This is a genomic window from Streptococcus sp. DD11 (assembly GCF_001578865.1).
GTDB lineage: Bacteria > Bacillota > Bacilli > Lactobacillales > Streptococcaceae > Streptococcus > Streptococcus panodentis.
Map to the genome: position 1 here is coordinate 145,933 of NZ_KQ969397.1, position 2,476 is coordinate 148,408.

At 51.4% G+C, this 2,476-nt stretch carries 2 protein-coding genes; one reads left to right on the plus strand and one right to left on the minus strand.

What is annotated here, in order from left to right; all coding sequences use genetic code 11:
- Positions 1-1,249 (minus strand): translation elongation factor 4 (lepA, locus tag STRDD11_RS11790; RefSeq protein WP_128837498.1); only part of this gene is annotated, 1,249 nt, incomplete at its 3' end.
- A 122-nt stretch (positions 1,250-1,371) separates the two neighbouring features.
- Here lepA and STRDD11_RS11795 point away from each other — a divergent pair.
- Positions 1,372-2,187, plus strand: a complete 816-nt coding sequence (locus STRDD11_RS11795) for a Cof-type HAD-IIB family hydrolase (RefSeq protein WP_128837450.1) — start codon at positions 1,372-1,374, stop codon at positions 2,185-2,187.
- Positions 2,188-2,476: the final 289 nt, after the last annotated feature.

Here is a 2,476-nt window from a genome sequence, read left to right on the forward strand (position 1 = left end):
TCTGGGCCTTGACATAAGGCTCTTCAATAGAATCAATCTTGGTCGGATCCGGAAACTCGCTGGGATTGGACACATCAATGGCTTCGCCGTCCGTCATATTGACCTTGTAGATAACAGACGGTGCCGTCATAATCAGATCAATGTTAAACTCCCGCTCCAGCCGCTCCTGAATAACATCCATGTGCAGCAAGCCTAAGAAACCACAGCGGAATCCAAATCCTAATGCCTGTGATGTTTCTGGTTCAAACTGCAGACTGGCATCGTTTAGCTGGAGCTTTTCAAGCGCCTCACGAAGGTCATTGTATTTATTGGACTCGATAGGGTAGAGACCAGCAAAGACCATGGGATTCATCTGCTTGTAGCCATGCAGGGGTTCTGCAGCAGGATTGCTGGCCAAGGTCACGGTGTCTCCGACCCGCGTATCCTGCACCGTCTTGATGGAGGCGGCAATATAGCCCACATCTCCAGTCGCTAGAAAATCACGGCCAACTGCCTTGGGGGTGAAAATGCCGACCTCTGTCACATCAAAGGTCTTGCTATTACTCATGAGCTGAATGGTGTCGCCCGGCTTGACCAGGCCATCCATGACCCGCACCTGCAGGATAACGCCGCGGTAACTGTCATAGACTGAGTCAAAAATCAAAGCCTTGAGCGGTGCTGCTACATCTCCGGTCGGAGCGGGGACCTTGTCCACAATCTGTTCTAAAATCTCCTCAATCCCGATGCCCGACTTGGCAGAAGCCAGAACAGCTTCGCTGGCATCCAGACCAATCACATCCTCAATCTCCGCCCGCACCCGCTCTGGGTCTGCAGCCGGCAGGTCAATTTTATTGATGACCGGCAGAATTTCCAGATCATTATCCAAGGCCAGATAGACATTGGCCAGAGTCTGTGCTTCAATCCCCTGAGCCGCATCTACCACCAAAACGGCCCCCTCGCAGGCAGCCAGTGAGCGGGATACTTCATAGGTAAAGTCTACGTGTCCCGGGGTGTCAATCAGATGAAAAATATAGGTTTGGCCGTCTTTGGCTCTATAATTGAGCTCAATGGCATTGAGCTTGATGGTAATGCCGCGCTCCCGCTCTAAGTCCATACTGTCCAAGAGCTGGGCCTGCATCTCCCGGCTGGAAACGGTCTCCGTCGCCTCTAAAATCCGGTCGGCCAAGGTGGACTTCCCATGGTCAATATGGGCAATAATGGAGAAATTGCGAATCTTCTCCTGGCGTTGTTTTAATTCTTCTAGGTTCATTCTTCTCGTCCTTTTAGGGTATTCTATTCATTATAACACAAGACCGGCATTTTTTGCTAGGGGCTCAGACTTTCTCTGCAATTTATGCTATAATGAAATCAGAATACTTTTGGAGATGGTTTATGTTTAAAATTCTTGCCTTGGATATGGACGGCACCCTGCTGAACAGCAGCAAAGAAATCCCTCAGGCTCACATTGATGCCATTCATCAGGCGGTAGAGGCCGGCGTTAAGCTGGTTCTCTGTACCGGCCGCCCTCTGGTCGGGGTCAAGCCCTACTATGAGCAGCTGGGCTTGTCACAGGAAAATGAATACGTCATTGTGGACAATGGCTGTGCAACGCACCAGACCAGCGACTGGGGCTTGGTTGACTACCGCTCGCTCAGCAAGGAGGAAATCCTCTATCTGGACAGCATTGCCCGGCAGACTCCGGCTCAGCTGACTATTTTTGATGAGGAGCGCTATCTGGTCCTAGGTGAGGAGCCCAATGACCTCGTTACTTATGATGCCGGGCTGGTCTTCACTGAACCCATGCAAATCAGCCTGCAGGAAGCTACGAACGGCAAAAACATCCTCTTTCAGGCCATGTTTCTGGCTCAGCCGGAGGAATTGGATGCCTTTGAAAAAGCATTCGGTACTGAGCTGGCTCAGCGTTTCAGCGCTGTCCGCTCGCAGGCCTATATTTACGAAACTATGCCCAAGGGCGTGACCAAAGCCAGTGCCCTCAGAGAATTGGCTGAACGGCTTGCTGTCTCCCCTGCTGAAATCATGGCTGTCGGCGATGCCAATAACGACATTGAAATGCTGGAATTCGCCGGTCTGGGTGTAGCTATGGGCAATGCTCCCGACCATGTCAAGGAGCTGGCTGACGCTGTCACCGCCAGCAATGATGACAACGGAGTCGCAGCAGCAATTAAGAACTATATCCTGCAGCAGTAAAAAAATCAGAGCAAACAGCGCAGTGTGCTGAAGGCTCTGATTTTTCATTTTCTGCCAATAAGGGGGTAATCATTCTCAATATTCAGCACTTCTGCCGGGAAAATCGCCAGAAAGAGGCGGAGGACTGCTCCTTTCGACCGGCTGTAAAAGCGCTGCTTAGCCAAGGACAGTCAGTAAGCAGGAGAGAAAAAGTGCGCAAGCCGCCCGCAAAGCAGGACCCCGCTCAGACTACAATTCCCTTCTCCCGCAAATTCTCCAGGCATTCCTGCAGATAGGCTGCATCATGCTC